This is a genomic window from Pseudomonas sp. UYIF39 (genome assembly GCF_029963765.1).
Lineage (GTDB): Bacteria > Pseudomonadota > Gammaproteobacteria > Pseudomonadales > Pseudomonadaceae > Aquipseudomonas.
On the sequence record NZ_JALBYU010000015.1, the window covers coordinates 15,543 to 37,369 of the forward strand.

Consider the following 21,827-nt stretch of genomic DNA (forward strand, 5'->3'; position numbering starts at 1 on the left):
TTTTGTGGCTGCTCGCTTAGCGTTTCAGCGAGGCCGGCAGGTGCGGCTGGATGGCCGTCAGCACTGCTTTGAAGCATTTGGTGTTACCGGCAACGACGTGGCCTTTCTCAAGGAAGTCGTGACCGCCGGTGAAGTCGCTCACCAGGCCGCCTGCTTCCTGAATCAGCAGGGCGCCTGCAGCCATGTCCCATTCGGACAGGCCCGACTCCCAGAATGCGTCGAAACGGCCAGCCGCTACGTAAGCCAGGTCCAGGCTCGCCGAGCCAGCACGGCGGATGCCGGCAGTCTGGCCAACCAGGGCGCGGAACATGCCCAGGTAGTTGTCGAGGTTGTCCATTTGGTCATCGCGGAACGGGAAGCCGGTACCCAGCAGGGCGCCGTCCAGGCTGGTGCGGCCGCTGACGCGCAGGCGACGACCATTCAGCTGAGCGCCGCGACCACGGCTGGCGGTGAATTCTTCCTGGCGAACCGGGTCCAGAACAACTGCGTGTTCCAGGCGGCCGCGGTATTTGCAGGCGATGCTGACAGCGAAGTGAGGAATGCCGCGCAGGAAGTTAGTGGTGCCGTCCAGTGGGTCGATGATCCACAGGTAGTCTTCGCCTTCGCCGCTACCAGGGTGCATGCCGGTTTCTTCACCGAGAATGCCGTGGGTAGGGTAGGCCTTGCGCAGCGCGTCGATGATTTTCTGCTCGGCGGCGCGATCCACCTCGGATACGTAATCCTTGGCGTCTTTTTCGTCGACCTTGATGGTATCCAGGCGCTCGATGGAGCGGAAGATCAATTCACTGGCGCTGCGGGCGGCGCGCAGCGCGATATTCAGCATGGGCTGCATGGATGTGTCACCTAAGGTTGTTAAAGAAAGCCGGGCATTCTATCAGAAAGTTTCTACAGGTGAAGGTCAGTGTTCGCTTTCATAGCTTAACGGTAGGTTGAGCTGTAAGATTCTGCTCCCCATTAAAGTGTTCGAGAGCGCCTCCCTTGCTGCAAAACATTCGTGTCGTCCTGGTCAATACCAGCCACCCCGGGAATATCGGCGGTGCTGCGCGTGCCATGAAGAACATGGGCCTGTCGCGGCTGGTGCTGGTCGAACCGCGGTTGTTCCCGCATCACGAAGCCGATGCTCGTGCTTCTGGTGCTGGTGACATCCTTGAAAACGCGCAAGTCGTCGCCACCTTGGAAGATGCCTTGGTCGGCTGCAATCTGGTGCTTGGCACCAGCGCCCGTGACCGTCGCATTCCCTGGCCGTTGCTCGATCCCCGCGAATGCGGCGTGAAAGTGGTCGAGGAAGCCGCGCAGGGCGCTGAAATTGCTTTGGTTTTTGGTCGTGAAGATTCCGGCCTGACCAATGAAGAGCTGCAGCGATGTCATTACCACGTGCACATCCCGTCAGACCCTGAGTTCAGTTCGCTGAACCTAGGGGCAGCGGTGCAGGTGTTGAGCTATGAAGTGCGTATGTCCTGGCTCGCGGCCCAAGGTCAGCCGAGCAAGGTCGAGAAGGATGAAGTGGCGTCCACCAAAAGTGGTGAGCTGGCGACCATGGATGAGTTGGAGCGATTCTATGAGCACCTGGAGCAAACCCTGGTGGCCATTGAATTCCTCGATCCGGAAAAACCACGGCACTTGATGGCGCGCCTGCGCCGGTTGTACGGACGCAGCTCGGTCAGCCGGGCGGAAATGAATATATTGCGTGGCATCCTCACGGAAACCCAGAAAGCGGCCCGTGGCGAGCTTCTTAAACGGAAGGATTAAAAATGTTCGAGCGTTTGCGTGAAGATATCCAGAGTGTTTTCCATCGTGATCCGGCAGCACGCAACGCCTTTGAAGTCCTGACGTGCTACCCCGGCATGCATGCCATCTGGATTCATCGTCTGTCGTCGGCCCTGTGGGGCATGGGCTGGAAATGGCTGGCGCGTGTGGTCTCCAACTTCGGGCGCTGGCTGACCGGGATCGAAATTCATCCGGGTGCCAAGGTCGGTCGTCGCTTCTTTATCGACCATGGCATGGGCATCGTCATCGGTGAGACCGCTGAGATCGGCAATGACGTCACCCTTTATCAGGGCGTGACCCTGGGTGGCACCAGCTGGAACAAGGGCAAGCGTCACCCGACTCTGGAAGATGGCGTGGTGGTCGGGGCAGGGGCCAAGGTGCTGGGTCCGTTTACAGTCGGCGCCGGCGCCAAGGTTGGTTCCAATGCTGTGGTCACCAAGGCAGTTCCGGCGGGTGCGACGGTGGTCGGGATTCCTGGTCGAATCATCGTCAAGTCTGACGACGAGCAAGATGCCAAGCGCAAGGCCATGGCCGAGAAGATCGGTTTCGATGCCTACGGTGTCGGCGAAGACATGCCTGATCCGGTGGCGCGTGCCATTGGTCAGTTGCTGGATCACCTGCAGGCGGTCGATGGTCGTCTGGAAGGGATGTGCGGCGCGCTGAAGGATCTGGGTAGTAACTATTGCGCCAAGGATCTGCCTGAGTTGCGCGAAGAAGACTTCGCCTGCGTAAAAGACAAAGACGAAACCAAGGCTGGTTGAGGTCAATGTAGGGGCTGCCGAAGGCTGCGATCTTTTGATTATGGTTTTTGAAGTGCAAAGTCAAAAGATCGCAGCCTTCGGCGGCTCCTACAGGTCGCGATCAGGTAATGACACAGCGCTCGGCGGTGTGCCATTAGGCTGCAGACCCTGATATGATGCGCCCGCTCTTTTGCGGGTAATCCTGACTAAAGTACTAGGTCTTATAGTTGACTTAAATACTCGGGAATTGCATACTCGCCCCATTCCGAACTCCGTGGTAATTGTCCATGCGACTGACTACAAAAGGCCGATACGCCGTAACCGCCATGCTTGACCTGGCGTTGCACGCGCAGCACGGGCCGGTGTCCCTGGCTGATATCTCCGAGCGCCAAGGCATCTCCCTGTCCTACCTCGAACAGCTCTTCGCCAAATTGCGCCGCAGCAATCTGGTGTCCAGCGTCCGTGGTCCAGGCGGCGGCTACCAGCTGTCGCGCGACATGCAGGGGATCCAGGTTGCCCAGGTGATCGATGCGGTTAACGAATCGGTCGATGCCACCAAGTGCCAGGGCCAAGGTGATTGCCATCAAGGCGACACCTGCCTGACCCACCACTTGTGGTGCGATCTGAGCCTGCAGATTCACGAATTTCTCAGCGGTATCAGCTTGGCTGACCTTGTCACTCGCCGTGAGGTACAAGAAGTAGCCCAGCGTCAGGATCAGCGCCGTTGCAACAGCAAAGCGCCACACCTGGACAAGATTGAAGCGTCCGCCGTCGAATGACAGCCAAAGAGCTAGCGGCACGCCAGCCAGCCTGATTTAGGAGATAGTCCATGAAATTGCCGATTTACCTTGATTACTCTGCGACCACCCCGGTTGATCCGCGTGTAGCGCAAAAGATGAGCGAATGCCTGCTGGTCGACGGAAACTTCGGTAACCCGGCGTCCCGTTCTCACGTGTTCGGCTGGAAAGCTGAAGAGTCCGTCGAAAACGCTCGTCGTCAGGTCGCTGACCTGGTCAACGCCGACCCGCGTGAAATCGTCTGGACCTCCGGTGCCACCGAGTCCGACAACCTGGCAATCAAGGGTGCGGCGCATTTCTATGCCGCCAAAGGCAAACACCTGATCACCACCAAGATTGAGCACAAGGCTGTCCTCGACACCATGCGCCAACTGGAGCGTGAAGGCTTCGAAGTCACTTACATCGAGCCTCGCACTGATGGTCTGGTCACCCCAGAGATGATCGAAGCTGCCCTGCGTGACGACACCATCCTGGTTTCGGTCATGCACGTGAACAACGAAATCGGCACCATCAACGACATCGCTGCGATCGGCGAACTGACCCGCTCCAAGGGCATCCTGTTCCACGTCGACGCTGCTCAGTCCACCGGCAAGGTCGATATCGACCTGTCGAAGCTGAAAGTCGACATGATGTCGTTCTCTGCCCACAAAACCTACGGCCCTAAAGGCATCGGCGCACTGTACGTGAGCCGCAAGCCGCGTGTTCGCATCGAAGCGACCATGCACGGCGGCGGTCACGAGCGTGGCATGCGTTCCGGCACCCTGGCGACCCACCAGATCGTCGGCATGGGCGAAGCCTTCCGCGTAGCCAAGGAAGACATGGTTGCCGAGAACATCCGCATCAAGGCGCTGAGTGACCGCTTCTTCAAGCAGGTCGAAGGCCTGGAAGAGCTGTACATCAACGGCAGCATGACCGCTCGTGTTCCGCACAACCTGAACCTGAGCTTCAACTACGTTGAAGGCGAGTCGCTGATCATGGCGCTCAAGGATCTGGCGGTTTCATCCGGTTCGGCCTGCACCTCGGCTTCCCTTGAGCCTTCGTACGTGCTGCGCGCCCTGGGCCGCAACGACGAACTGGCACACAGCTCGATTCGCTTCACCTTCGGCCGTTTCACCACCGAAGAAGAAATCGACTACGCCGCGCAGAAAGTCTGCGAGGCCGTTACCAAGCTGCGCACTCTGTCGCCGCTGTGGGACATGTACAAAGACGGTGTCGACATTTCGAAAATCGAGTGGGCGGCACACTGATTTCAAGTCGCCGCAAACCGGCCCTGTGAACCCTCGGGCGCAGGGCTTCAAGAGCGACTCTCTGATGAGTGAGGATTAAGAATCATGGCTTACAGCGAAAAGGTCATTGACCACTACGAGAACCCGCGCAACGTCGGCAAGATGGACGCGGAAGACCCTGATGTCGGCACCGGCATGGTCGGCGCTCCGGCGTGCGGCGACGTGATGCGTCTGCAGATCAAGGTCAACGAGCAAGGCATCATCGAAGACGCCAAGTTCAAGACCTACGGTTGCGGTTCGGCTATCGCCTCCAGCTCCCTGGCGACCGAGTGGATGAAAGGCAAGACTCTGGATGAAGCAGAGACCATCAAAAACACTCAGCTGGCTGAAGAACTGGCTCTGCCGCCAGTAAAAATTCACTGCTCCGTACTTGCTGAAGACGCTATCAAAGCGGCCGTTCGCGACTACAAGCAGAAGAAAGGCTTGATCTGACTTTCAAGTTTTGGCGACGAGTAAGGAGTCACCGATGGCTATCAGCATGACAGAAGCGGCTGCTCAACACGTGCGACGCTCCCTCAACGGGCGCGGCAAAGGTGAAGGGATTCGTCTGGGTGTTCGCACCACAGGCTGTTCCGGCCTTGCCTACGTGCTGGAGTTTGTCGACGAGGTGGTTGCAGAGGATCAGGTGTTCGAAAGTCACGGCGAGAAAGTGATCATCGACCCGAAAAGCCTGGCCTACCTGGACGGCACCGAACTTGATTTCGTCAAGGAAGGGTTGAACGAAGGCTTCAAGTTCAACAACCCCAACGTGCGCGGTGAATGTGGCTGCGGCGAAAGCTTCAACATCTGAGGCTTGTCGTGGGTACTCCTTGTCATTTCGCTTTATTTGAGCTGCAACCGAGTTTCAATCTGGACCTCGACCAGCTGGCTACGCGCTACCGTGAGTTGGCGCGCAGTGTTCATCCGGACCGCTTTGCTGACGCTTCCGAGCGTGAGCAGCGGTTGGCGCTAGAGCAATCCGCGAGCCTCAACGAGGCCTACCAGACGCTCAAAAGTCCCCCTAAGCGCGCGCGTTACTTGCTCGCCTTGAATGGTGGTGAGTTGCCGCTGGAGGTCACGGTGCATGATCCGGAGTTCCTTCTGCAGCAGATGGAGCTGCGTGAAGAGCTCGAAGACCTGCAAGACAATGCCGATCTGGCCGGTGTTGCAGTGTTCAAGCGTCGCCTGAAAACCGCCCAGGATGTACTGAACCAAAGCTTCGCGGCTTGTTGGAATGATGCGGGGCACCGTGAACAGGCCGAACGCCTGATGCGGCGCATGCAGTTCCTCGACAAGCTCACCTACGAAGTGCGCCAGCTAGAAGAGCGCCTCGACGATTAACCCAGTGCCGCTCCGGTCGCACGCCTGATATACAGATAAGTCCTGATAACGATGGCCCTACTGCAGATCGCCGAACCCGGCCAAAGTCCTCAACCGCACCAGCGTCGTCTGGCTGTGGGGATCGACTTGGGCACTACCAATTCGCTGGTCGCTGCGTTGCGCAGTGGTCTTTCCGAACCTCTTGCCGACGCTGACGGGCAGGTCATCCTGCCGTCTGCCGTGCGCTACCACGCCGATCGTGTCGAGGTCGGCGAGTCGGCCAAACTGGCTGCCGCCACCGACCCTTTAAACACCGTGCTGTCGGTCAAGCGCTTGATGGGTCGTGGTCTGTCCGACGTCAAGCAATTGGGCGATCAACTGCCGTACCGCTTCGTCGGCGGCGAGTCGCACATGCCGTTCATCGACACCATTCAGGGGCCGAAAAGCCCGGTCGAAGTTTCCGCCGATATCCTGAAAGTGCTGCGTCAGCGCGCCGAAGCGACGTTGGGTGGCGAACTGGTAGGCGCGGTGATCACCGTTCCGGCCTATTTCGACGATGCTCAGCGTCAAGCCACCAAGGATGCGGCCAAACTGGCCGGTCTGAATGTGCTGCGTTTGCTCAATGAGCCGACCGCAGCTGCTGTGGCTTACGGTCTGGATCAACACGCTGAAGGCCTGGTCGCTATTTATGATCTGGGTGGCGGCACCTTCGATATTTCGATTCTGCGCCTGACCGGCGGTGTGTTTGAAGTTTTGGCTACCGGCGGCGACAGCGCGCTGGGCGGCGATGACTTCGACCACGCAATCGCTGGCTGGATCATCGAGAGCGCCGGTCTGTCCGCCGACCTCGATCCGGGTGCGCAACGCCATCTGCTGCAAACCGCTTGTGCGGCCAAAGAAGCCCTGACCAATACCTCGACCGTTGAAGTCGCTTGTGGCGACTGGAAAGCCGAGCTGACCCGTGAGGCCTTCAATGCGCTGATCGAGCCGATGGTTGCTCGCAGCCTGAAAGCCTGTCGCCGCGCTGTGCGTGATTCCGGCATCGAGCTGGAAGAAGTGCATGCCGTGGTCATGGTCGGCGGTTCGACTCGTGTGCCTCGCGTCCGCGAAGCCGTCGCTGAGGCCTTCGGTCGCGAGCCGCTGACCGAAATCGATCCTGATCAAGTGGTGGCCATTGGTGCCGCGATCCAGGCCGATACCCTGGCTGGCAACAAGCGTGATGGCGATGAGTTGCTGTTGCTTGACGTGATTCCGTTGTCCCTGGGGCTGGAAACCATGGGCGGACTGATGGAGAAGGTGATTCCACGCAACACCACCATCCCTGTCGCCCGTGCTCAGGACTTCACGACTTATAAAGATGGCCAATCGGCCATGGCAATTCACGTACTGCAGGGCGAGCGCGAGCTGATCAGCGACTGCCGTTCCCTGGCACGCTTCGAATTGCGCGGCATTCCGGCGATGGTGGCTGGTGCGGCGAAGATTCGCGTGACCTTCCAGGTCGATGCCGACGGTCTGCTCAGTGTTTCTGCCCGCGAGCTGGGCTCGGGCGTTGAGGCTAGCATCCAGGTCAAGCCGTCCTACGGTCTGACGGATGGAGAAATTGCCAAGATGCTCAAGGACTCTTTCCAACACGCCAACGACGACAAGGTCGCTCGTGTGTTGCGTGAGCAGCAGGTCGATGCCCAGCGCCTGATCGAAGCGGTGCAGGGCGCCCTCGATGTCGATGGCGAGCGCTTGCTCGACGCCGAAGAGCGCATGGTCATCGAGTTGCAGATGCAGGACCTGACCGAACTGATGAAAGGTACTGATGGTTACGCCATCGAGCAGCAGACCAAGCGTCTGTCGCAAGTGACCGACGCCTTTGCTGCCCGCCGCCTGGACTCGACGGTGAAAGCCGCGCTGGCGGGGCGCAACTTGAATGAGATTGAGGAATAACGATGCCGCAGGTCATTTTTCTGCCACACGATAAGTTTTGTCCGGAAGGCATGGTTGTGGAGGCTGAGCCCGGTACATCCATTCTCGAGCTGGCCCATGAACACCATATCGAGATGGAAAGCGCCTGTGGCGGCGTCTGCGCCTGCACCACCTGCCACTGCATCATCCGCGAAGGTTTCGACTCGCTGGAAGAAGCGGATGAGCTGGAAGAAGACTTTCTTGATCGTGCCTGGGGTCTGGAGGCGCAATCGCGTCTAGGCTGTCAGGCGATCGTCGGAAATGAAGACCTGACTGTCGAAATTCCGAAATACTCGCTCAACCATGCGGCCGAAGCGCCGCACTGATTCAAGGAACTGAAATGAGTCTGAAATGGGTTGATGTGCTGGAAATCGCGATCCAGCTGGCTGAATCCAAGCCGGATATGGATCCGCGTTATGTGAACTTCGTCGATCTGCACAAATGGGTGCTGGCATTGCCGGAGTTCAGTGATGATCCGACCCGCGGTGGCGAGAAGGTGCTTGAAGCCATTCAGGCCGCCTGGATCGAAGAAGCAGACTGAGTCTGCGCCGTATGCAGTTAGGCAATACCAAAGAACCCGCGTATAATTCGCGGGTTTAATTTTTCGCAAATTACCGTTTCTGGAGTTACACCATGGCTGTTCAACGTACTTTCTCCATCATCAAGCCTGACGCTGTTGCAAAAAACGTTATCGGCGAGATCACCACTCGTTTCGAAAAAGCTGGCCTGCGCGTTGTAGCTTCGAAACTGAAGCAACTGTCCAAAGCTGAAGCTGAAGGCTTCTACGCTGAGCACAGCGCTCGTGGTTTCTTCGGCGACCTGGTTGCTTTCATGATCTCCGGTCCGGTTGTCGTTCAGGTTCTGGAAGGCGAAAACGCTATCGCTCTGAACCGTGAACTGATGGGCGCTACCAACCCTAAAGAAGCTGCTGCCGGTACCATCCGCGCTGACTTCGCTGATTCCATCGACGCCAACGCCGTACACGGTTCGGACTCCGAAGCCGCTGCTGCTCGCGAAATCTCGTACTTCTTCGCAGCTACTGAAGTAACCACTCGCTAAGCATTGGCTTAAGAGTGAAGGTGAATCCATGACTACATCGACTGTAAAAACCAACCTGCTGGGTCTGACTCAGCTGGAAATGGAAAAATTCTTCGACTCAATCGGGGAGAAGCGTTTCCGTGCCGGTCAGGTAATGAAATGGATTCACCACCTTGGCGTTGATGATTTCGACGCCATGACGAACGTCAGCAAGGCCTTGCGCGACAAGCTCAAGGCTATTGCCGAGGTTCGCGGTCCTGAAGTTGTCAGCGAGGACATCTCCACCGACGGCACCCGTAAGTGGGTGGTGCGCGTGGCGTCCGGTAGCTGCGTCGAGACCGTGTACATTCCCCAGGGCAAACGCGGCACTTTGTGCGTTTCGTCCCAGGCAGGCTGTGCCCTGGATTGCAGTTTCTGCTCCACCGGCAAGCAAGGATTCAACAGCAACCTCACTGCCGCCGAAGTCATCGGCCAGGTGTGGATTGCCAATAAATCGTTCGGCAGCATCCCGGCGACCGCCGACCGTGCCATCACCAACGTGGTGATGATGGGCATGGGTGAGCCGCTGCTGAACTTCGACAACGTCGTGGCCGCCATGCATCTGATGATGGATGACCTGGGCTACGGGATCTCCAAGCGCCGCGTAACCCTGTCTACCTCGGGTGTGGTGCCGATGATTGATGAGCTGTCCAAGCACATCGACGTCTCCCTGGCGCTGTCCCTGCACGCACCGAACGACGCATTGCGTAACCAATTGGTACCGATCAACAAGAAGTATCCGCTTAAGATGCTGCTCGAGTCGTGCCAGCGCTACATGTCGTCCCTGGGCGAAAAACGCGTGCTGACCATCGAGTACACTTTGCTCAAGGACATCAACGACAAGGTTGAGCACGCCGTTGAGATGATCGAGCTGCTCAAGAACATCCCGTGCAAGATCAACCTGATTCCGTTCAACCCGTTCCCGCATTCCGGTTACGAGCGCCCGAGCAACAACGCGATTCGTCGTTTCCAGGATCAGCTTCACCATGCCGGCTTCAATGTCACCGTACGCACCACCCGCGGTGAAGACATCGATGCCGCGTGTGGCCAATTGGTAGGACAGGTGCTGGATCGCACCCGTCGCAGCGAACGTTATATCGCCGTGCGCGAATTAAGCGCGGAAAACGATATCGCACAGAACGCTGCGAACAATAATTAAGAGAGGATCTCTATGTCCCTGCGCTTCGCGCTGCTTTTGCTATTGGCCAGCCTGTGTGCTGGTTGTGTCCTGTCGGGCGATTTCAACCCGATGAAGACCAGCAAGGGCCGCGATGAAGCGCGCGTTGCCTATGTGCAGCTGGGCTTGGGGTACTTGCAGCAGGGCATGACCGAACGGGCGAAAGTACCGTTGAAAAAAGCGCTGGATCTGGATGACTCGGATCCGGATGCCAACGCTGCGCTGGGTCTGGTATTCCAGGCCGAGATGGAGCCGGAGCTGGCGGATCAGCATTTTCGCAAGGCACTGTCTTCCCGCCCCAACGATGCGCGCATCCTGAACAACTACGGCAGTTTTCTTTTCGAAGAGAAACGTTACAAAGAGGCGTACGAGCGCTTTGAACAGGCCGCCGCCGATACCTTGTATCCTGAGCGTTCGCGGGTGTTCGAGAACCTCGGAATGACCGCTTCGAAGCTGGGGCAGCGCGATCTGGCGCAGCAACAGTTGGAAAAATCCTTGCGTTTGAATCGCCAACAGCCACGTGCATTGCTGGAAATGGCTGAGTTGTCCTTCGAAGACAGGCATTATGTGCCCGCGCGTGGCTATTACGATCGTTTTAGCCTGCTCGCCGAGCAAAATGCACGTAGTCTATTGCTCGGCGTTCGGCTGGCAAAAGTGTTTGACGATCGCGACAAGGCCGCCAGTTTTGGCCTGCAACTAAAACGACTCTATCCCGGTACGCCGGAATATCAGCAATACCTGTCGGAGCAATGATGAAAGCGGCGCATCCCGAAGTTGTAGCAGCGAATCGCGTTAATCCCGGTGAGACATTGCGCCAGGCCCGCGAAAGCAATGGCTGGTCGCTGGCCGAAGTGGCCCTCAAGCTCAACCTCACCGTCAATTCCCTGAGCAATCTGGAAGCCGGCGCTTTCGACAAGCTGCCTGGGCATACCTTTGCTCGCGGTTATATTCGCGCCTACGCGAAATTGCTCGGCATGGATCAAACCGTACTGGTCCAACAGTTCGACCAATCCACCGGCACCGACTCCCAGGGCAGCAACGTTCATAGCCTGGGACGTATCGAAGAGCCTGTTCGGGTTTCCCACACCATTTTGCGAATTGTCAGCCTGCTGTTGCTGTTCGCAGTGATTGGTGGTGGTTTTGTCTGGTGGCAGGATCAAACCTCATTGCGCACCAAAGACCTGACTAGCCTGAGCCCGGAACACGTTGAAGTCGAAGGCGCTGACGGCACCACCCAGATCCATCCGCTGGACGAGCCGGAAGACCAGGCCGTCGCGGAAGGTCAGGCTGAAGGCGGAACCGCGCTTGCGTTGCCGCAAGCCGAGACTTCGAGTGAAGCACCGGCCGAAGTTGAAGCGACTGCGCCTGCTGCACCGGTTGTACCAGCGCCAACGCCCGCTGCAGCTGCCCACAGCACTGCTCCGGTTGTCGCGACCCCCGTCGCGCCTGCCCCGACTGCTCCTGTTGTATCAACCCCACCTGCGAGCGCTTCGGTTACTCCGACCATTCCCGCTCCGGCAGCGGCTGCTCCGGTTGCCGGCCAAGGTCGGGTTCAACTGCAATTCACTGCCGATTGCTGGACGCAAGTGACCGATGGCACCGGCAAGGTGTTGTTGAGCGGTCTCAAGCGCAAAGGCGAAAACGTTTCCGTGAGTGGCAAGCCACCGTTTACCGTGCGTCTGGGCTTCGCCCGTGGCGCGCAGATCAGCTACAACGGTCAGGTGGTTGATGTCGCTCCGTTCACCAGTGGCGAGACTGCTCGCCTGAAGTTGGGTCAATAAGTCATGCACGGCGAATCTCCAATCAAACGTCGCGAATCCCGCAAGATCTGGGTCGGTAACGTGCCCGTTGGCGGCGATGCGCCTATCGCTGTGCAGAGCATGACCAACAGCGACACCAATGACGTAGCTGCCACCGTGGCCCAGATCAATCGTCTGGAAGCGGCTGGCGTCGATATAGTGCGAATTTCCGTGCCCGACATGGACGCTGCTGAAGCCTTCGGCAAGATCAAGCAACTGGTCAAGGTGCCGTTGGTTGCCGACATCCATTTCGACTACAAGATCGCTCTGCGTGTAGCCGAACTGGGCGTTGACTGCCTGCGAATCAACCCGGGCAACATCGGTCGCGAAGACCGCGTACGTGCGGTAGTCGATGCCGCCCGTGATCGCGGGATTCCGATCCGCATCGGCGTGAACGCCGGTTCCCTGGAAAAAGACCTGCAAAAGAAATACGGCGAGCCGACCCCGGCAGCGCTGGTCGAGTCGGCTCTGCGTCACGTCGAACACCTTGAACGCCTGAATTTCAAGGACTTCAAGGTCAGCGTGAAAGCCTCCGACGTGTTCATGGCCGTTGCCGCTTACCGCTTGCTGGCCAAGGAAATCGTCCAGCCGCTGCACCTGGGCATCACCGAAGCCGGTGGTTTGCGTTCAGGCACGGTGAAATCCGCCGTGGGCCTCGGTATGCTGCTCGCCGAAGGGATTGGCGATACTATTCGCATCTCGTTGGCGGCCGACCCGGTCGAGGAAGTGAAAGTCGGCTACGACATTCTCAAATCCCTGCACCTGCGTTCCCGTGGTATCAACTTCATCGCCTGCCCAAGTTGCTCGCGGCAGAACTTCGATGTGGTCAAAACCATGAACGAGCTGGAAGGGCGCCTCGAAGACCTGCTGGTGCCGCTGGATGTCGCGGTCATCGGTTGTGTGGTCAACGGACCGGGCGAAGCCAAGGAAGCCCATATCGGCTTGACCGGCGGCACGCCAAACCTGATTTACATCGACGGCAAGCCGTCGCAGAAACTGACGAATGATAATCTGGTGGATGAGCTTGAACGCTTGATCCGCCAGAAAGCGGCCGAAAAGGTCGAAGCCGACGCAGCAGTAATCGCCCGCGGCTGATCGAACGAATTTAAGGATTTATAGTGAGCAAGTCTCTGCAAGCCATACGTGGCATGAACGACATCCTGCCCGAGCAGACTCCCCTGTGGCGTCATTTCGAGGGCACCGTCTCGCGTTTGCTGGATAACTACGGTTACAAGCAGATCCGCATGCCGATCGTCGAGTTCACCGAGCTGTTCAAGCGCTCCATCGGTGAAGTGACCGACATCGTCGAAAAAGAGATGTACACCTTCGACGACCGCAACGGCGACTCCCTGACCCTGCGCCCCGAAGGCACAGCGGCCTGCGTGCGTGCTGTGCTCGAGCACGGCATCACCGGCGGTGGCCAGGTGCAGAAACTCTGGTACATCGGCCCCATGTTCCGCCACGAACGTCCGCAGAAAGGCCGTTATCGCCAGTTCCACCAGATCGGTTGCGAAGTCTTCAACCTCGATGGTCCGGACATCGATGCCGAGCTGATCGTGCTGACCTGGCGCCTGTGGGGCGAGCTGGGCATCCGTGATGCGGTCAAGCTCGAGCTCAACAGCCTGGGCACCGCCGAGTCCCGCGGTCGTTATCGCGAAGCGCTGGTCGAGTTCCTTTCGGCCCGCCTGGACAAGCTGGACGAAGACAGCCAGCGCCGTCTGAAAACCAACCCTTTGCGGGTTCTGGATACCAAGAACGCTGACACTCAAGCCGTGCTGGTCGATGCGCCGAAAATGGCCGACTACCTCGACGAAGAATCCCGCGTGCACTTCGAGGGCCTCAAGGCTCGCCTGGACACCGCCGGCATTCCTTACGTGATCAACCCGAAGCTGGTTCGCGGGCTGGATTACTACAGCAAGACCGTTTTCGAATGGGTCACCGACCAGTTGGGCGCCCAAGGCACCGTGTGTGCCGGTGGTCGTTACGATGGTCTGGTGGAACAGATGGGCGGCAAGCCGACCCCAGGCGTTGGTTTCGCCATGGGCATCGAGCGCCTGGTGCTGTTGCTTGAAACCCTGGAGCAGATCCCGGAAGAGATTTCACGTCAGGTCGACGTTTACCTCTGCGCCTTCGGTGAAGCCGCCGAGTTGGCCGGTCTGGCCCTGAGTGAACGTGTTCGTGATCAATTGCCCAACCTGCGCCTGCAAGTGAATGCCGGTGCCGGCAGCTTCAAAAGCCAGTTCAAGAAAGCCGACAAGAGCGGTGCGTTGTACGCGCTGATCCTCGGTGACGACGAGATGGCCCAGCAAGTGGTAGGTTTCAAACCCCTGCGTGGCCAGGGCGAACAACAAAGCATTGCCTGGGATGCGCTTGCTGCACACCTGGCCACCTGCGTCGTGCAGGGTTGAAGCTGTCAAACAGCCGATTTAGCGATTAAGGAGTATTGGGGTGTCGAGTACCGAAGACGAACATCTGGCGGATTTGAAGGACTGGTGGACACGCAACGGCAAGCCCCTGGTCACTGGCGGCCTGTTGGCGCTGGTCATCGTGTTCGGCTGGCAGGCTTTTCACAAGTATCAGAGCAATCAGTCGCAAGGCGCCTCGATGCTCTATCAGCAACTGCTGGAAACCACGCTGACGCCAGACGGCAAGCCTGATGCCGCCCGTGTTGCGGACCTGGCCGGCAAGCTCAATAGCGAGTTCGGCGGTAGCGCTTACGCGCAGTACGGCAGCCTGTTCGTGGCAAAAGTTGCGGTCGACAGTGGCAAGCTGGATGACGCAGCCAGCGAGCTGAAGGCCATTGTCGCCAAACCGGCCAATCCGGCGCTGGGCGAAATTGCTCGTCAGCGTCTGGCACAGGTGCTGGCCGCGCAGAACAAGGCCGATGAAGCCCTGAAACTGCTCGAAGGCGATGCCGATAAAGCATTCCTGGCCACTCGCGAAGAACTCAAAGGCGACCTGCTGGTGCAGCTGGGTCGTACCGACGAAGCGAACACGGCGTATCAAAAAGCCAAGGCGGCACTGTCGGATGAAGCGGCAGTGGGTGGCCTACAAATCAAGCTGGACGACCTGGCCAAAGGGGATGCGTGACGTGATTCGTTGGAAACATGCAGCATTGCTGGCTCTGGCCATATTGGCCGCGGGTTGCAGCAGCAACAGCAAAAAAGAACTGCCACCAGCCGAGTTGACCGACTTCAAAGAAGAAGTGGTTCTGCACAAGCAGTGGAGTCGTTCGATCGGTGACGGTCAGGGCGAATCGTACAACATGCTGGTTCCGGCGATCGATGGCGATACCATCTATGCCGCCGACGTCACCGGTGTGGTGATGGCGATGGATCGCAGCAATGGCGACGTCAAATGGAAGAAAGATCTCGAACTGCCTGTTTCCGGCGCTGTCGGCGTCAGTTACGGTCTGCTCCTGATCGGTACGATCAAGGGTGAAATCGTTGCCCTGGACGCCATCAACGGTGAAGAGAAATGGCGCGCTCGCGTGTCCAGTGAAGTCCTCGCTCCACCGGCCAACAACGGTGATGTCGTTGTAGTTCAGACTCAGGATGACCGTCTGATCGGTCTGGATGCTGCTACCGGCACCCAGCGCTGGTTGTATGACAGTACTCCGGCGGTATTGACCCTGCGCGGCACCAGTGCGCCGATCGTCACCAATCGCCTCGCGGTGGCTGGCCTGTCGACCGGTAAAGTGGTCGCTCTCGATATTTCCAACGGCGTGCCGGTGTGGGAACAACGTGTAGCAATTCCACAAGGTCGTTCGGAACTGGAACGTGTGGTCGATATCGACGGTGGCTTGTTGCTGTCCGGCGGTACGCTGTATGTCGCCAGCTATCAGGGTCGCGTTGCGGCACTGGATCTGGAAAGCGGTCGTCAGCTCTGGCAGCGTGATGCTTCCAGCTATGCCGGTGTAGCCCAAGGTTTTGGCAGCGTTTACGTGAGCCTGTCTTCGGGCACCGTTGAAGGCGTCGATGAACGTTCCACCACAGCCTTGTGGAGCAACGATTCGCTGGCCCGTCGTCAACTGTCGGCTCCGGAAGTGTTCTCCAGCTATGTTGCAGTCGGTGATATGGAAGGCTACCTGCACCTGCTGAGTCAGGTGGACGGTCGTTTCGTCGGCCGCGAGCGCATCGACAGCGACGGCCTGCGTGCCCGTCCGCTGGTGGTGGGTGACACGATTTATGTGTATGGCAACAGTGGCAAACTGGAAGCCCTGACCATTAAGTAAAGGTTTGACTATGCTTGGGGTTAAACCCCAGGCAGCCCCGTTTCATGGGGTTCGCAGCACTCCCAAGTGCTGCCCCGAGCACCAGCCGCTGCCTCGCAGCGGCTTTTGTATTTTCTGAAATAACGAAGTGGAGAGCCGCATGGTTCCCGTAATCGCCCTGGTGGGCCGACCGAACGTCGGCAAGTCCACCTTGTTCAACCGCCTGACCAGGACTCGCGACGCCATCGTCGGCGACTTGTCCGGTCTGACCCGTGATCGCCAATACGGTGAGGCCAAGTGGCAAGGGCGTTCCTACATTCTGGTCGACACCGGCGGTATCTCCGGTGACGAGCACGGTATGGACGAAAAAATGGCCGAGCAGTCGCTGCTGGCCATTGAAGAAGCGGATGTCGTTCTGTTCCTGGTAGATGCCAAGGCCGGTTTCACCGCCGCCGACCAGATGATCGCCGAGCATTTGCGCAAACGTAACAAGCGTTCTTACGTGGTTGCCAACAAGGTCGACAACATCGACCCTGAAATGGCCCGCGCTGAATTCGCCCCGTTGGGCATGGGCCACGCGATCCCAATCGCCGGTGCGCATGGTCGTGGCATCACCCAGATGCTTGAAATCGCTCTGAGCTCCTTCCCGAAAGACGAAGAGGAGCCGGAAGATGGCGAAGAGGAGATCGTTGCCGAAGGCGAGGAAGCCAAGCGCATTCCTGGCCCGAGCGAAAAAGACGGTATCAAGATCGCCATCATCGGCCGCCCGAACGTCGGCAAGTCGACCCTGGTCAATCGCATGCTCGGTGAAGACCGGGTAATCGTTTATGACGAGCCCGGCACCACCCGCGACAGTATCTACATCCCGTTCGAGCGTAACGACGAGAAGTACACGCTGATCGACACCGCTGGTGTGCGCAAACGCGGCAAGATCCACGAAGAAGTCGAAAAATTCTCCGTGGTCAAAACGCTGCAAGCGATCAAAGACGCCAACGTGGTGATCTTTGTGATGGACGCCCGCGAAGGCGTGGTCGATCACGATCTCAACCTGCTGGGCTTCGCCATTGAGTCGGGTCGTGCGCTGGTGATCGCGATCAACAAGTGGGACGGCATGACGCCGAGCGAGCGAGACTTCGTGAAGGTCGAGCTGCAACGTCGACTGTTCTTCGTTGACTACGCCGACATTCACTTCATCTCGGCCCTGCACGGCACGGGCGTGGGCAACCTCTACGCCTCCGTACAGAACTCGTTCAAGTCTGCGGTCACCCGCTGGCCAACCAACCGCCTGACCACGATTCTGGAAGATGCGGTTGGTGAGCACGCGCCACCGATGGTCAACAACCGTCGGATCAAGCTGCGTTACGCCCACTTGGGTGGTGCTAACCCGCCGATCATCGTGATTCACGGTAACCAGATCGAGAAAGTGCCGAAGTCTTACGTGCGCTATCTGGAAAACACTTATCGCCGTGTCTTGAAACTCGTCGGTACGCCGATCCGCATCGAGTTCAAGGGCGGCGAGAACCCGTACGAAGGCAACAAGAATTCGCTCACCGACCGCCAGGTCAACAAGAAGCGCCGGATGATGTCGCACCACAAGAAAGCCGACAAGAAGCGCCGCGACAAGCGCTGATTCAGGTTTTTCCCGTGAAATGAGGAGGGCGCCAATGGCGCCCTTTTTCATGCCTGTGGTTTGGGCTATTCTCGGATGCTCCCGCGCCGCCGTTAGAGCCGGGTGTAGAGCAGGGAATCACCGATGATCACCAGTAAGCTGCCGAATGTCGGCATCACTATCTTCACTCAGATGTCTCAGCTCGCGGCGCAAACCGGGGCGCTGAATCTGTCCCAGGGGTTTCCCGATTTCGATGCGCCGCAGGCCCTGTGCGATGCGGTTGGTCGGCATATCGCCAATGGCCACAACCAGTATTCGCCGATGACCGGCCTGCCTGCGTTGCGTCAGCAGGTTGCGGCGAAGATCGCTCGCAGCTACGGCGTCAATGTGGATGCCGATCATGAAGTGACAGTCACACCCGGTGCGACTCAAGCGATTTTTTGTGCCATTCAGGCAGTTATCCACAGCGGTGACGAAGTGATCGTCTTCGATCCGGCATACGACAGTTATGAGCCTTCGGTTGAGCTGGCCGGTGGTCGCTGCGTTCATGTGCAGTTGGGCCTGAATGACTTCGCCATCGACTTCCAGAAGCTCGGTGAAGCGATTAGCCCGCGCACGCGGATGATCATCCTCAACACCCCGCATAACCCTAGCGGCGCGCTGATCAGTCGTGCCGAGCTGGATCAACTGGCGGCGCTGATTCGCGATCGCGACATCTATGTCATCAGCGATGAGGTCTACGAACACCTGGTGTTCGATGGCGTGCCCCATGTCAGCGTGCTGAATCACGAAGAGCTGTATCAGCGTGCTTTTGTGGTCAGCTCCTTCGGCAAGACCTATCACGTCACCGGCTGGAAAACCGGCTACGTGGTCGCCCCGCCGGCCCTGACCGCCGAGCTGCGCAAGGTTCACCAATACGTTAGTTTTTGCGGTGTGACGCCACTGCAATATGCCTTGGCCGACTACATGGCCGAGCATCCGGAACACGTCGAAGAACTGCCGGCTTTCTATCAGGCCAAGCGCGATCTGTTCTGCGATCTGCTAACGCCGTCGCGTTTCAGTTTCACCCGAGTGGCCGGCACGTATTTCCAGTTGGTCGATTACTCGCAGATCCGCCCGGACCTCAATGATGTCGAGATGGCGTTGTGGATGACTCGCGAACATGGCGTGGCGAGCATCCCGATCTCGGTGTTCTACCAGACCCCGCCCGAAGGCCAGCGCCTGGTGCGCCTGTGCTTCGCCAAACGCGAGGAGACCCTGCGTGAAGCAGCGGCAAAACTATGCGTGATCTGAGTGCGCTACCCAATCTGAACATCGCGTTGATCCAGACCACCCTGGCCTGGCACGATCGTCAGGCCAATCTGGAGCATTTCGAGGCGTTGCTGGAACAGGCTCGCGGGGCGGATCTGATCATTCTGCCGGAAATGTTCACCACCGGTTTTTCCATGGAATCGGAGACTCTCGCTGAGTCGGAAAATGGTCCGACCAGCAAATGGCTGCGGGTTCAGGCGGCGAAACTGGATGCGGTGATCACCGGCAGTGTGATCGTCCAGGCGCCTGACGGCAGCCATCGCAATCGCCTGTTGTGGGCGCGGCCGGACGGGGAGGTATGGCACTACGACAAGCGGCATCTGTTCCGCATGGCCGGTGAGCACAACCACTTCACCCCCGGTGAGCGTCAGGTGCAGTTCGAACTCAAGGGCTGGCGAGTGCGGCCGCTGATTTGCTACGACCTGCGCTTCCCTGTCTGGAGCCGCGATGCTCAGGACACCGATTTGCTGCTGTACACCGCCAACTGGCCGGGGGCACGGCGTCAGCACTGGAATCGTTTGCTGCCAGCGCGGGCGATTGAAAACCTCTGTTATGTGGCGGCGGTGAATCGCATTGGTACCGACGGCAAAGGTTTTACGTATACCGGCGACAGCCAGGTGCTGGACTTCCAAGGGGAGACATTGCTCAGCGCAGGAGAAGCCGATGGCGTGTTTCAGGTCGTTCTGAACGCTGCAGATCTTCAGGCTTATCGAACACGGTTTCCGGCGAATCTGGACGCCGATACCTTCGAGTTCACCTGAGATCTTCGCTGCCTGACAGGGCCTCATCGCGAGCAAGCTCGCTCCCACATTGGATTGATGTGAACACACGTTATCTGCTCACCCACCCCCCCCTGTGGGAGCGAGCTTGCTCGCGATAGCGGACTAACTGCCAGTACATAAACATCAGGCAAACAAAAAGGCCCCTAGGTTTTCACCTGGGGGCCTTTTGCATTGCAGCGAAGGCTTACGCCGCTTTCGCTTCCGGCTGGCTCAGCGAGCGGTTAAGCGCGCTGAACAAGGCCTTGAAGCTGGCAGTGGTGATGTTTTCATCGATACCGACGCCGTGCACCGCACGTTCACCGTTCACACGCAGCTCGATGTAGGCCGCCGCCTTGGCGTTGGTGCCCGAACCGATGGCGTGTTCGTTGTAGTCCATGATCTCAACCGGAATCGGCAGACCGGCCACCAGCGCTTCCAGGGCGCCGTTGCCCTTGCCACGCCAGTGCAGGTTGGTTTCACCCTGACCTTTGCCAGAGACTTCCACTTCGACGGCGCTGTGACCGTTTTCTTCCTGCAGGCGATGGCTGACCAGCGCGTACGGGGTGTTGGCCTGCAAGTACTCGCTGTGCAGCAGCGCGTGGATCTGCTGAGCCGTCATCTCGAGGCCCAGACGGTCGGTTTCACGCTGCACAACCTGGCTGAACTCGATCTGCATGCGACGCGGCAAGCTGATGCCGTATTCCTGTTCCAGCAGGTAAGCGATACCGCCCTTGCCCGACTGGCTGTTGACGCGGATCACCGCCTCGTAGCTGCGGCCGATATCGGCCGGGTCGATCGGCAAGTACGGCACTTCCCACAGGGTGTCCGGTTTTTGCTGGGCGAAGCCCTTGCGGATGGCGTCCTGGTGGGAGCCGGAGAACGCGGTGTGAACCAGGTCGCCGACGTACGGGTGGCGTGGGTGCACCTGGATCTGGTTGCATTCCTCGACGACTTTGCGCACGCCGTCGATGTCGGAGAAGTCCAGCTCAGGGTGAATGCCCTGGGTGTAGAGGTTCAGCGCCACGGTCACGAGGTCGACGTTACCGGTACGTTCGCCGTTGCCGAACAGGCAGCCTTCGACACGGTCGGCGCCGGCCATCAGGCCCAGTTCGGTAGCCGCAACGCCAGTGCCACGGTCGTTGTGGGTGTGCAGGCTGATGATCACGCTGTCACGACGGTTGATGTGACGGCCGAACCATTCGATCTGGTCGGCATAGATGTTCGGGGTCGCGCATTCGACGGTGGCTGGCAGGTTGAGAATCACCTTGTGCTCAGGCGTCGGGTTCCAGACTTCGATGACTGCGTCGCAGACTTCTTTGGCGAACTCGAGCTCGGTGGCGCTGAAGGTTTCTGGCGAGTATTCGAAGGTCCACTCGGTGTTTGGCTGCTGGGCGGCATATTTGACGAACAGCTTGGCCGCGTTCACGGCGATGGCCTTGACCCCTTCCTTGTCCTGATTGAAGACAATGCGACGGAAGGAAGGGGAGGTGGCGTTGTACAGGTGAACGATGGCTTTTTTCGCCCCGCGCAGGGATTCGAAGGTGCGCTCGATCAAATCTTCACGGCCCTGGGTCAGCACCTGAATGGTGGTGTCGTCCGGGATGTGGTTGCCTTCGATCAGGGTGCGCACGAAGTCGAAGTCGGTTTGCGAAGCCGCCGGGAACGACGCTTCGATTTCTTTAACGCCGACCGACACCAGGGTTTTCCAGAAACGCAGCTTCTTGACCGCGTCCATTGGCTCGATCAGCGACTGGTTACCATCACGAAGGTCGGAGCTGCACCAGATCGGCGCGGCAGTAATGGTCTTCGACGGCCAGGTGCGGTCCGGGATGTCGATGGTCGGGAACGCGCGGTATTTCGAAGACGGGTCTTTGAGCATGCTCATCGGGGAATCCTTATTGTGTGGGCCGAAAAAAGGCGGCCTGCCGGTGGATCAAAAGTTCTTGGGGAAAAGCGTAAGGCGAGGCACCGCGATTCAGCCTGGCAGTCGTGCACTGACAAGGCACAGGCTGCGGTGCTGGCGAAGCTGAATGAGGGT

Annotated in this window: 23 protein-coding genes; 21 read left to right on the top strand and 2 right to left on the bottom strand. The window is 58.7% G+C overall.

The window, feature by feature from the left end:
* Positions 1 to 16: 16 nt before the first annotated feature.
* Positions 17 to 832 carry an inositol-phosphate phosphatase gene (suhB, locus tag MO767_RS19715; protein WP_033061458.1) on the bottom strand — a complete coding sequence of 272 codons (816 nt, stop codon included), beginning with the start codon at positions 830 to 832 and terminating at the stop codon, positions 17 to 19.
* Positions 833 to 978: 146 nt separating this feature from the next.
* Between suhB and trmJ the strand changes: the two genes are divergently transcribed.
* The 21 genes from trmJ (at position 979) to MO767_RS19820 (ending at position 19,789) form a co-directional block, all read left to right on the top strand.
* Positions 979 to 1,749: a tRNA (cytosine(32)/uridine(32)-2'-O)-methyltransferase TrmJ gene (trmJ, locus tag MO767_RS19720; RefSeq protein ID WP_056743185.1), complete on the top strand. Its 771-nt coding sequence runs from the start codon at positions 979 to 981 to the stop codon at positions 1,747 to 1,749.
* A 2-nt stretch (positions 1,750 to 1,751) separates the two neighbouring features.
* Entirely contained in the window at positions 1,752 to 2,528 is a 777-nt protein-coding gene (gene cysE, locus MO767_RS19725) for a serine O-acetyltransferase (protein ID WP_282481866.1), read from the top strand.
* Positions 2,529 to 2,794: 266 nt separating this feature from the next.
* Entirely contained in the window at positions 2,795 to 3,286 is a 492-nt protein-coding gene (iscR, locus tag MO767_RS19730; RefSeq protein ID WP_282481867.1) for a Fe-S cluster assembly transcriptional regulator IscR, read from the top strand.
* 50 nt (positions 3,287 to 3,336) lie between these two features.
* Complete coding sequence (locus tag MO767_RS19735; protein ID WP_282481868.1) at positions 3,337 to 4,551, top strand: IscS subfamily cysteine desulfurase; 1,215 nt, start codon at positions 3,337 to 3,339, stop codon at positions 4,549 to 4,551.
* 84 nt (positions 4,552 to 4,635) lie between these two features.
* Positions 4,636 to 5,022: a Fe-S cluster assembly scaffold IscU gene (gene iscU, locus MO767_RS19740; RefSeq protein WP_003443374.1), complete on the top strand. Its 387-nt coding sequence runs from the start codon at positions 4,636 to 4,638 to the stop codon at positions 5,020 to 5,022.
* A gap of 34 nt (positions 5,023 to 5,056) precedes the next feature.
* The gene (gene iscA, locus MO767_RS19745; RefSeq protein ID WP_007903589.1) at positions 5,057 to 5,380 is read left to right on the top strand and encodes an iron-sulfur cluster assembly protein IscA; all 324 of its coding nucleotides are present in this window, start codon (positions 5,057 to 5,059) and stop codon (positions 5,378 to 5,380) included.
* A gap of 8 nt (positions 5,381 to 5,388) precedes the next feature.
* Complete coding sequence (gene hscB, locus MO767_RS19750; protein ID WP_282481869.1) at positions 5,389 to 5,910, top strand: co-chaperone HscB; 522 nt, start codon at positions 5,389 to 5,391, stop codon at positions 5,908 to 5,910.
* A 51-nt stretch (positions 5,911 to 5,961) separates the two neighbouring features.
* Positions 5,962 to 7,824, top strand: coding sequence for a Fe-S protein assembly chaperone HscA (hscA, locus tag MO767_RS19755; RefSeq protein WP_282481870.1), 1,863 nt, complete (start codon positions 5,962 to 5,964; stop codon positions 7,822 to 7,824).
* A 2-nt stretch (positions 7,825 to 7,826) separates the two neighbouring features.
* On the top strand, positions 7,827 to 8,168 hold the full coding sequence (gene fdx / locus MO767_RS19760) for an ISC system 2Fe-2S type ferredoxin (protein ID WP_282481871.1): 342 nt from the start codon (positions 7,827 to 7,829) through the stop codon (positions 8,166 to 8,168).
* A gap of 14 nt (positions 8,169 to 8,182) precedes the next feature.
* Entirely contained in the window at positions 8,183 to 8,383 is a 201-nt protein-coding gene (iscX, locus tag MO767_RS19765; RefSeq protein WP_282481872.1) for a Fe-S cluster assembly protein IscX, read from the top strand.
* A 92-nt stretch (positions 8,384 to 8,475) separates the two neighbouring features.
* Entirely contained in the window at positions 8,476 to 8,901 is a 426-nt protein-coding gene (ndk, locus tag MO767_RS19770; protein ID WP_007916882.1) for a nucleoside-diphosphate kinase, read from the top strand.
* Positions 8,902 to 8,929: 28 nt separating this feature from the next.
* Complete coding sequence (rlmN, locus tag MO767_RS19775) at positions 8,930 to 10,078, top strand: 23S rRNA (adenine(2503)-C(2))-methyltransferase RlmN (protein ID WP_059403385.1); 1,149 nt, start codon at positions 8,930 to 8,932, stop codon at positions 10,076 to 10,078.
* A gap of 12 nt (positions 10,079 to 10,090) precedes the next feature.
* On the top strand, positions 10,091 to 10,849 hold the full coding sequence (pilW, locus tag MO767_RS19780) for a type IV pilus biogenesis/stability protein PilW (RefSeq protein ID WP_282481873.1): 759 nt from the start codon (positions 10,091 to 10,093) through the stop codon (positions 10,847 to 10,849).
* Entirely contained in the window at positions 10,849 to 11,877 is a 1,029-nt protein-coding gene (locus MO767_RS19785; RefSeq protein ID WP_282481874.1) for a RodZ family helix-turn-helix domain-containing protein, read from the top strand. Before pilW ends, MO767_RS19785 begins: the two co-directional genes overlap by 1 nt.
* A 3-nt stretch (positions 11,878 to 11,880) precedes the next feature.
* Entirely contained in the window at positions 11,881 to 12,990 is a 1,110-nt protein-coding gene (gene ispG / locus MO767_RS19790; protein ID WP_149418278.1) for a flavodoxin-dependent (E)-4-hydroxy-3-methylbut-2-enyl-diphosphate synthase, read from the top strand.
* 23 nt (positions 12,991 to 13,013) lie between these two features.
* Positions 13,014 to 14,303 carry a histidine--tRNA ligase gene (hisS, locus tag MO767_RS19795; RefSeq protein ID WP_282375262.1) on the top strand — a complete coding sequence of 430 codons (1,290 nt, stop codon included), beginning with the start codon at positions 13,014 to 13,016 and terminating at the stop codon, positions 14,301 to 14,303.
* 40 nt (positions 14,304 to 14,343) lie between these two features.
* The gene (locus MO767_RS19800) at positions 14,344 to 14,985 is read left to right on the top strand and encodes a tetratricopeptide repeat protein (protein ID WP_129438184.1); all 642 of its coding nucleotides are present in this window, start codon (positions 14,344 to 14,346) and stop codon (positions 14,983 to 14,985) included.
* Positions 14,978 to 16,129 carry an outer membrane protein assembly factor BamB gene (gene bamB, locus MO767_RS19805; protein ID WP_129438182.1) on the top strand — a complete coding sequence of 384 codons (1,152 nt, stop codon included), beginning with the start codon at positions 14,978 to 14,980 and terminating at the stop codon, positions 16,127 to 16,129. The genes MO767_RS19800 and bamB overlap by 8 nt, the downstream gene beginning before the upstream one ends.
* A 139-nt stretch (positions 16,130 to 16,268) precedes the next feature.
* Entirely contained in the window at positions 16,269 to 17,738 is a 1,470-nt protein-coding gene (gene der / locus MO767_RS19810; RefSeq protein ID WP_129438180.1) for a ribosome biogenesis GTPase Der, read from the top strand.
* Between the two features lie 123 nt (positions 17,739 to 17,861).
* A complete protein-coding gene (locus MO767_RS19815) occupies positions 17,862 to 19,010 on the top strand; it encodes a pyridoxal phosphate-dependent aminotransferase (RefSeq protein ID WP_282481875.1) in 1,149 nt (382 codons plus the stop codon).
* Positions 18,998 to 19,789 carry an amidohydrolase gene (locus MO767_RS19820; protein WP_282481876.1) on the top strand — a complete coding sequence of 264 codons (792 nt, stop codon included), beginning with the start codon at positions 18,998 to 19,000 and terminating at the stop codon, positions 19,787 to 19,789. Before MO767_RS19815 ends, MO767_RS19820 begins: the two co-directional genes overlap by 13 nt.
* A gap of 205 nt (positions 19,790 to 19,994) precedes the next feature.
* Here the strand turns inward: MO767_RS19820 and leuA are convergent, their stop codons facing one another.
* Positions 19,995 to 21,674, bottom strand: a complete 1,680-nt coding sequence (gene leuA / locus MO767_RS19825) for a 2-isopropylmalate synthase (RefSeq protein ID WP_129438174.1) — start codon at positions 21,672 to 21,674, stop codon at positions 19,995 to 19,997.
* Positions 21,675 to 21,827: the final 153 nt, after the last annotated feature.

What these genes read in the sequence shown, in the direction of transcription:
- iscX (WP_282481872.1), top strand. Translation starts at nt 8,183, where the DNA reads ATGAGTCTGAAATGGGTTGATGTGCTGGAAATCGCGATCCAGCTGGCT.
- suhB (WP_033061458.1), bottom strand. Translation starts at nt 832, where the DNA reads ATGCAGCCCATGCTGAATATCGCGCTGCGCGCCGCCCGCAGCGCCAGT.
- bamB (WP_129438182.1), top strand. Translation starts at nt 14,978, where the DNA reads ATGCGTGACGTGATTCGTTGGAAACATGCAGCATTGCTGGCTCTGGCC.
- cysE (WP_282481866.1), top strand. Translation starts at nt 1,752, where the DNA reads ATGTTCGAGCGTTTGCGTGAAGATATCCAGAGTGTTTTCCATCGTGAT.
- ispG (WP_149418278.1), top strand. Translation starts at nt 11,881, where the DNA reads ATGCACGGCGAATCTCCAATCAAACGTCGCGAATCCCGCAAGATCTGG.
- pilW (WP_282481873.1), top strand. Translation starts at nt 10,091, where the DNA reads ATGTCCCTGCGCTTCGCGCTGCTTTTGCTATTGGCCAGCCTGTGTGCT.
- rlmN (WP_059403385.1), top strand. Translation starts at nt 8,930, where the DNA reads ATGACTACATCGACTGTAAAAACCAACCTGCTGGGTCTGACTCAGCTG.
- der (WP_129438180.1), top strand. Translation starts at nt 16,269, where the DNA reads ATGGTTCCCGTAATCGCCCTGGTGGGCCGACCGAACGTCGGCAAGTCC.
- iscU (WP_003443374.1), top strand. Translation starts at nt 4,636, where the DNA reads ATGGCTTACAGCGAAAAGGTCATTGACCACTACGAGAACCCGCGCAAC.
- ndk (WP_007916882.1), top strand. Translation starts at nt 8,476, where the DNA reads ATGGCTGTTCAACGTACTTTCTCCATCATCAAGCCTGACGCTGTTGCA.
- iscR (WP_282481867.1), top strand. Translation starts at nt 2,795, where the DNA reads ATGCGACTGACTACAAAAGGCCGATACGCCGTAACCGCCATGCTTGAC.
- iscA (WP_007903589.1), top strand. Translation starts at nt 5,057, where the DNA reads ATGGCTATCAGCATGACAGAAGCGGCTGCTCAACACGTGCGACGCTCC.
- leuA (WP_129438174.1), bottom strand. Translation starts at nt 21,674, where the DNA reads ATGAGCATGCTCAAAGACCCGTCTTCGAAATACCGCGCGTTCCCGACC.
- MO767_RS19815 (WP_282481875.1), top strand. Translation starts at nt 17,862, where the DNA reads ATGATCACCAGTAAGCTGCCGAATGTCGGCATCACTATCTTCACTCAG.
- MO767_RS19785 (WP_282481874.1), top strand. Translation starts at nt 10,849, where the DNA reads ATGAAAGCGGCGCATCCCGAAGTTGTAGCAGCGAATCGCGTTAATCCC.
- hscA (WP_282481870.1), top strand. Translation starts at nt 5,962, where the DNA reads ATGGCCCTACTGCAGATCGCCGAACCCGGCCAAAGTCCTCAACCGCAC.
- MO767_RS19735 (WP_282481868.1), top strand. Translation starts at nt 3,337, where the DNA reads ATGAAATTGCCGATTTACCTTGATTACTCTGCGACCACCCCGGTTGAT.
- fdx (WP_282481871.1), top strand. Translation starts at nt 7,827, where the DNA reads ATGCCGCAGGTCATTTTTCTGCCACACGATAAGTTTTGTCCGGAAGGC.
- MO767_RS19820 (WP_282481876.1), top strand. Translation starts at nt 18,998, where the DNA reads ATGCGTGATCTGAGTGCGCTACCCAATCTGAACATCGCGTTGATCCAG.